General features: G+C 56.0%; 6 protein-coding genes. 1 reads left to right on the plus strand and 5 read right to left on the minus strand.

Features of this window, described 5'->3' with window-relative positions:
* From VK738_20740 to VK738_20760, 5 genes are all read right to left on the minus strand, one after another.
* Positions 1–255: hypothetical protein (locus tag VK738_20740; GenBank protein HTD25088.1), on the minus strand; the 255-nt coding region annotated here is incomplete at its 3' end.
* Between the two features lie 10 nt (positions 256–265).
* The gene (locus VK738_20745; GenBank protein ID HTD25089.1) at positions 266–1,534 is read right to left on the minus strand and encodes a HEAT repeat domain-containing protein; all 1,269 of its coding nucleotides are present in this window, start codon (positions 1,532–1,534) and stop codon (positions 266–268) included.
* A 17-nt stretch (positions 1,535–1,551) separates the two neighbouring features.
* Positions 1,552–2,304, minus strand: coding sequence for a hypothetical protein (locus VK738_20750; protein HTD25090.1), 753 nt, complete (start codon positions 2,302–2,304; stop codon positions 1,552–1,554).
* The gene (locus VK738_20755; protein ID HTD25091.1) at positions 2,301–2,915 is read right to left on the minus strand and encodes a sigma-70 family RNA polymerase sigma factor; all 615 of its coding nucleotides are present in this window, start codon (positions 2,913–2,915) and stop codon (positions 2,301–2,303) included. The genes VK738_20750 and VK738_20755 overlap by 4 nt, the downstream gene beginning before the upstream one ends.
* Before the next feature lie 143 nt (positions 2,916–3,058).
* Positions 3,059–4,255, minus strand: a complete 1,197-nt coding sequence (locus VK738_20760) for a hypothetical protein (protein HTD25092.1) — start codon at positions 4,253–4,255, stop codon at positions 3,059–3,061.
* Positions 4,256–4,668: 413 nt separating this feature from the next.
* Here VK738_20760 and VK738_20765 point away from each other — a divergent pair.
* The coding region (locus VK738_20765; protein ID HTD25093.1) for a tetratricopeptide repeat protein at positions 4,669–5,655 on the plus strand (987 nt) is incomplete at its 3' end.

The raw sequence follows: 5,655 nt of genomic DNA on the forward strand, positions 1-5,655 counted from the left end.
CGAGCCGGAGAGCTGGTCCACAGAATCGAAGCAGCACATGCTGCGCTCTTTGGCCTCGACCGGAATTCGGTAGCCGATCCAGCCGGGCGAAACCTGTTTCTCGACCAGGGAATTCACAGTTGTCTTCAGGTCGGCGCCGGAGAGCGAGAGCTCCTGGACTTTGGCGTTGGTGATTCGGGGTTTCTGCGCCAAGGCGCCGTTGATCAGCACAGATGCAAGAACAGCGAGCAAAACAGGCTTGAGTAGAGTCTTCATGGCGTCATCCTTATTTGTTGAGCAGTTCCATCATGTAGTCGGTGATTTCCGGTGATTTCATCAGCGACATTTTGGCGATCAATTCGTGCCTCAGCTCGGGATTGGTTTCCTTGCGCGCCAGGTCAACCAGCTCTTTGGCTGCGCCACGGAGGAAGAGCCCGTTGATCACCTGCTTCTTGATTTCATTATCGGAGTGGGAGTTATAGACATTCACCAGCGTCCGCACGCTCTCTTGGCCGCCAACCAGTCCCAGGGTCTTGATGGCTGATGACAGAACCTTGGGATCCTTCTCCACGTTTATGATTTCTCCCAGGCCCTCCGCGTCACCGTTCAACAACATGGCATGGACGACGTCTTCGCGGGTTTCGGCGTCGGGTGAGCTCTTGTATATCTCCCGCAGCTCGGTGCGGCCGCCCATCATCCCCAGATAGCGGATGGCTTCCCGCCGCAGCTCCGGCGATTTTTCGTTGCGCGCCACCGCCAGCACATCTTCTTTTCCACCACACATCAGCCAGGCTTTGAACACGGCTTTCTTGATGTTGGGATCGGTTGCGTTGTTGTAAATGTCGCGCAGAATGGTGCGATTGGCTGGAGTCCCGTTCATCCCAATGTAGCGAATCGCCCGGCCTTGTAAATCCGGATCATTGTTGGCTTTGGCCAGCGAGAGCAGGACCTGCTGGGCCTTCTCAGAATTGCTCTGCGCAAGCGTAAACAATGCTTTGTCTTTCATCTTCGACGAACAGTTGCTGTGAATGACTTTCTCCAGAATGGGCAAGGCCCTCTCCGGATCAGAGTTCATAAGGGCGTTCAGAGCAATCAGTTTGGTCTCCTCATCGTTGCATCCGGCGACATCTACGTTGGCGTTGGCGACTCCTTTCATCTCTGCCTCAAGTGCAGACGCGTCCCGCAGCCACCTGCTCTGCGGGTAGCTGGTGCGCAAATCATTCAGCGTGGCCTGTGCCTGTGCCTTATTGCCTGCTTTGTTGAGAGCGTATGCCTTCCAGTACATGGCTGCGTCAGCCTTTTTCCCGCGTGCACTGATGACGGAGTCAAAGGCCCCGACGGCCTTGTCGTAGTCACCGTCGTTCAGAGCGTTCTGGCCGGATGAATAAGCGTCTTCTTCTTCACTGGCCTTATCGGATGATGGCTGCGACGCAACGAAGGATGATGAGGATGGAGGCTCCGTTTGTGCCTGAGCGTAAGCGGGAGTAGCGGCTTGAGCAGCGAGGCCCAAATCAAGCACTGCAAGAATCATGGAACAAAGAATTCTGCGATTCATTTTTGTTGATGACCTCTCTAAATCTTGTTATCGCCGGCGGGAGCCTGCTCCTGCCGGCGTACTTTGGAATCCACTTGCGAGTCAATGACTTTGATCTTGAACAGCAACTCCTGCGATTGAATGCGCGTGCGAATCTCTTTCAGCTCGTCCGGCGAGAGCTCGGATGGACCGTTGGCGATCTCGGCCAGCACCCGTCCCAGGTCGTCGAGCACGCCGGCGACCTGAGGATCACCTACATGTTGCGCGCTCAGCCGGTACAGGTGATTGGCATCGAGAAGATCACGCGCCTGTTGCTGTTCGTCTGAAACATCCAATGCGTGGCCGGCGTTCGTGTCGGCATTCATGATCTCGACCAGCAGCATCTGCGAACGCTCCAGGTGATCGCCTACAGCTACCAGCACCACAAGCTGCGGGTTGGGTTTGAGAGCGACGATCGGCGGCCTCGGCCAGAATCGGCCGGCCATAAACGCCGCGGCAAGCAACAAGACTGCGATTGGGGCTAAAGCCCATTTCTTCGGCGCCCGCAGCCATTGCCGAAACCCGGAGCGCTTCGCCGGCAAGCGGTCGCGCAAGTTGAGCCACATCTTTTCTTCGAAAAACGAAGGGGGCTCCGGGACCTCGGTTGGCTCTATCTTTCCCAGCAGCGACTGCACACCCTCAAACTCAGTTCGGCACGCATGGCATTGGGCCAGGTGGCTGCGGATTTCTTCCTCGCTTTCGGCATCGCCGAAGTAGTGCAGGATGATCTGTTGTTCGCTCAGGTGATTCATTGGCCAGACTCCTGCCCTGCTCCGAGGGGCGAGCCGGGGGCCCAGTCTCGTAAAGGTTCAAGCTGCTGCCGGAGCTTCTGTACGGCGCGGAAGACACTGTTCTTGGCGGCGCTGACCTTCAAATTCAATGCCTCGCCGATTGCTTCAATAGACTGGCCTTCCATGTGACGCATGGTAAAAGCCACGCGCTCGGTTGGCGTCAGCAACTCCAGCGCCTGCGCCAACTTCTTTTTCACCTCGGCGCTGAGCAGAAGCCGTTCCGGACCTGGCGACGGGGCCGGCAGTTGCACCTCGTCTTGGTCGGGATCGGGATTGTCGGCAATCTGGTATGTATCTTTCATGTGACTCTTCCTCCTCAGCAGGTCCAGCGCGCAATTGGTCGCAATTCGGTAGACCCACGTGCCAAAATTGGAACGAAGCTCGAACCGATCCAGGCCTTTGTAGGCCCGCAGCAACGTTTCCTGGACGATCTCTTCGGCATCGTGTTGATCTCCAGTCATGCGATAGGCCACGCTAAAGACGAGACGTGAATGGCGCTCGACCAGGAGGCGAAAAGCCTCTCTGTCGCCGGCCAGCACCTGGGCCACCACGGCTGCATCATTTACTTCCATTCGTTTAGGTTAGACCGGATTAGGGCGAAGCGGTTAGGTTGGTACTTATGATTTCTGCCACGTTGCGAGCTGAATTGTGACTGCAGGGTTCAGGGAAATCCCACACGCACTTAGCCGCGCGTGTGGGACACCACGGCCGTGGGTTACGGCTGTTGCGAGAAGAACTGCGCCAGTCCGGTAACGTTGGCAACGAGAGAGCTATAGATGACGTGCAAGCTGCCATTGTGAACCGTGGCCGTGAGAGGAGTCAGCCCGGCGGCAAATTTGTTCCCCGTCAGGCTGGTGAGGTTGAGATCAACGGGCCCGGCGGACCGCAGATCGATCTCATGAACCGAGGCATCGTTGCCTACGTAGTAGACGCGGGGCGTTGAACCGAAGTTTACGCAAGCCAGTGGACTGTGGGCTGCGGCCCTTTGTTTCTGTGGTGTTTCGGCGCTGAGATCGGAGTTGATCCACCGGTCAGCGACAGCATCGTACCTGGCTTGGTGCACTGAGTTGCCCTCGCCAATGTAGTAGATGCGGGGATCGCCCTTGACCGTCATCCCGGCAAGCGAGGTTTGTCCCTGCGCAGGCGGCTGGTCGGAGACCTGGCGGCTGTGCCATCCGTTGTTCCAAGCCAGCTCCCAAACCTGGTTTGCGTCACTGACGAAGTAGACGCGCGGTAGTTGCTTGTCTGTGTCGGATATGGCAAAGCCCGTCAACGAACTCAACGGCTGCGCATCGGGCGTGTCGCGGTCATTTTGCCTGGCCTGATCTGTCACGTCGTTATTGACCCATCCCTTGCCGTCAACGAAGTCGAGTTCCTGGACGTGATTGCCGGTGGAAACAAAATATACCTTCGGCAGGCCGTTGATGGTGAAAGCAACCAGCGGGCTGTGGGCAGCCGCTGCTATAGGACGGCCATCGGTGTCATGAATCTCCTGATCTTTCCACTGGCCGTCGAAACGCAATTCGTGGATCCTGTTATCGGGAGACAGATAGTAGACGCGTTGCTGCCCGTTGCCGATTATCACAGCAGCAATGTTGGTGAGGGCCTGCGCGAACTGGTCGGTTTCACCGGTCAGGTCCTGGGCAGACCAGGGACCGTTTCCCTGAGATTCAAGCAGAAAGATACTGTTCTCATGATCGAGACAATAGAGTTGCAACAGTTCGCCGGCTGACAGGGCTGCAACCGGAGTCGAGAGCGAAGGAACATAGGGAATGTCGCCGATGGTGGCATTGATCGGGAAATAGGACCAAAGCGGCAACGGCGCTGCCGGCTTGTTCGAGGTTACGCCGGGAGTATCAGTTGTCTGATCGAGAACGGCGGTGGATTTGTTGTTTTGCGAATTGGACTTCATGGGGATCTCCTTAAATGTTTTTTTGATCTGGAATAGCCGGCCTTTGTGCCGGCAGAGACTAACCTAGCCGCTCGAGATCCTGTTCAAAAGTAATGAGGGGTAACTTAATTACGGTAATGAGTTGGAGAATATTTAGCAGAGCTGATGCTGCATAGTTTTACCATTTCGGTTCAGTTTCCCGAAATGAAATTGTTTGCGTATCTTGAATGAGTCGCGATTCAAGCACGCCCGCAGGCCGGCTGCAACCGAGGCAAAAAAATGTGATGCCGTTCTGAAACGGTAGTAACAAAATGGGAACCTGGGATACAAAGGATTTATGGAGGAGCTCAGTAAAGCTCCTCCCTTTCAACGATGAAATGTTTAGCTTTTGGAATGTCTAACGAGACCCGGACTATGCCCCGGCTTACGCCGGCTTGGCCGACGCCTACGTGCGTAAGCTGTATGTGGGTGTCCCGGCCAAATTGGTTTTGCCTAAAGCCCGGACCACGGCAGAGAAAGCCTTGCAGTTGGATCCGACACTGGCTGAGCCCCATGCTGCTTTGGGGCTGGTCAAAGCAGGGTATGACTATGATTGGACCGGCGCGGAAGCAGAATTCAAGCGCGCCATCGCGTTGAATTCCGGATCTGCGCTGGCGCACTACTACTATTCTTTTGGCCTGATAGCGCTGGGCCGGGATGAAGAAGCAATTGCAGAGATGAAGAAGGCGGTGTCACTCGACCCGCTCTCGCCGGCCATGAATGCCCATCTGGGCAGCGCTTTTGTGTATGCGCGAAATTACGATCAGGGCATTGAACAGTTTAAGAGAACGCAGGAGTTGGACCCTAATCTGTTCTACGCTCATGGGGGGCTCATGGAGGCCTATGAAGAAAAGTCCATGTATCCCGAAGCGCTTGCCGAGTTTCAGCGCACCGCGGAGTTGAGCGGTTACAACGCCAGATTTCTCAATGATATTAACCGCGCCTATGAAAACTCAGGGGTAACCGGCTACTGGCAGATGCGCCGCCGTTTCATCGAGGAATCCCCCAACCAGGCAAACCTTCCCACAGAAGCTGCCATTGCATACGCCAGAACCGGCGACAAGGAGCGGGCGCTTCAGTCGTTGCAGAAGGCAATGGCACAGCGCGAGTTCAGGCTCATCTTATTGAATGTCGAGCCGGCCTTCGACAGCTTGCACTCCGATCCGCGTTTCCAGGATTTGCTGCGCCGCATGAATTTTCCGGCAGACAAAAGCCAGCTTGTGCAGGGAAAAACAGGGGCCGGAAGCATGATCGTTCCCGCCAATTTCCTGGGAGTTAATTTGATTGCCAACCCCGGTGCAGAAGACGGCGAGGCTTCAACCGGTTATGCGCCTCCCAGCAACATACCGGGTTGGACCAAGACGGCCGGCAATTTTACTGTC

The sequence above is a fragment of the Terriglobales bacterium genome (assembly GCA_035487355.1).
GTDB lineage: Bacteria > Acidobacteriota > Terriglobia > Terriglobales > Acidobacteriaceae > QIAW01.

Bases quoted from the DNA above. Each gene is read 5' to 3' on its own strand.
- VK738_20745 (HTD25089.1), bottom strand. From the start codon at position 1,534: ATGAATCGCAGAATTCTTTGTTCCATGATTCTTGCAGTGCTTGATTTG.
- VK738_20755 (HTD25091.1), bottom strand. From the start codon at position 2,915: ATGGAAGTAAATGATGCAGCCGTGGTGGCCCAGGTGCTGGCCGGCGAC.
- VK738_20750 (HTD25090.1), bottom strand. From the start codon at position 2,304: ATGAATCACCTGAGCGAACAACAGATCATCCTGCACTACTTCGGCGAT.
- VK738_20760 (HTD25092.1), bottom strand. From the start codon at position 4,255: ATGAAGTCCAATTCGCAAAACAACAAATCCACCGCCGTTCTCGATCAG.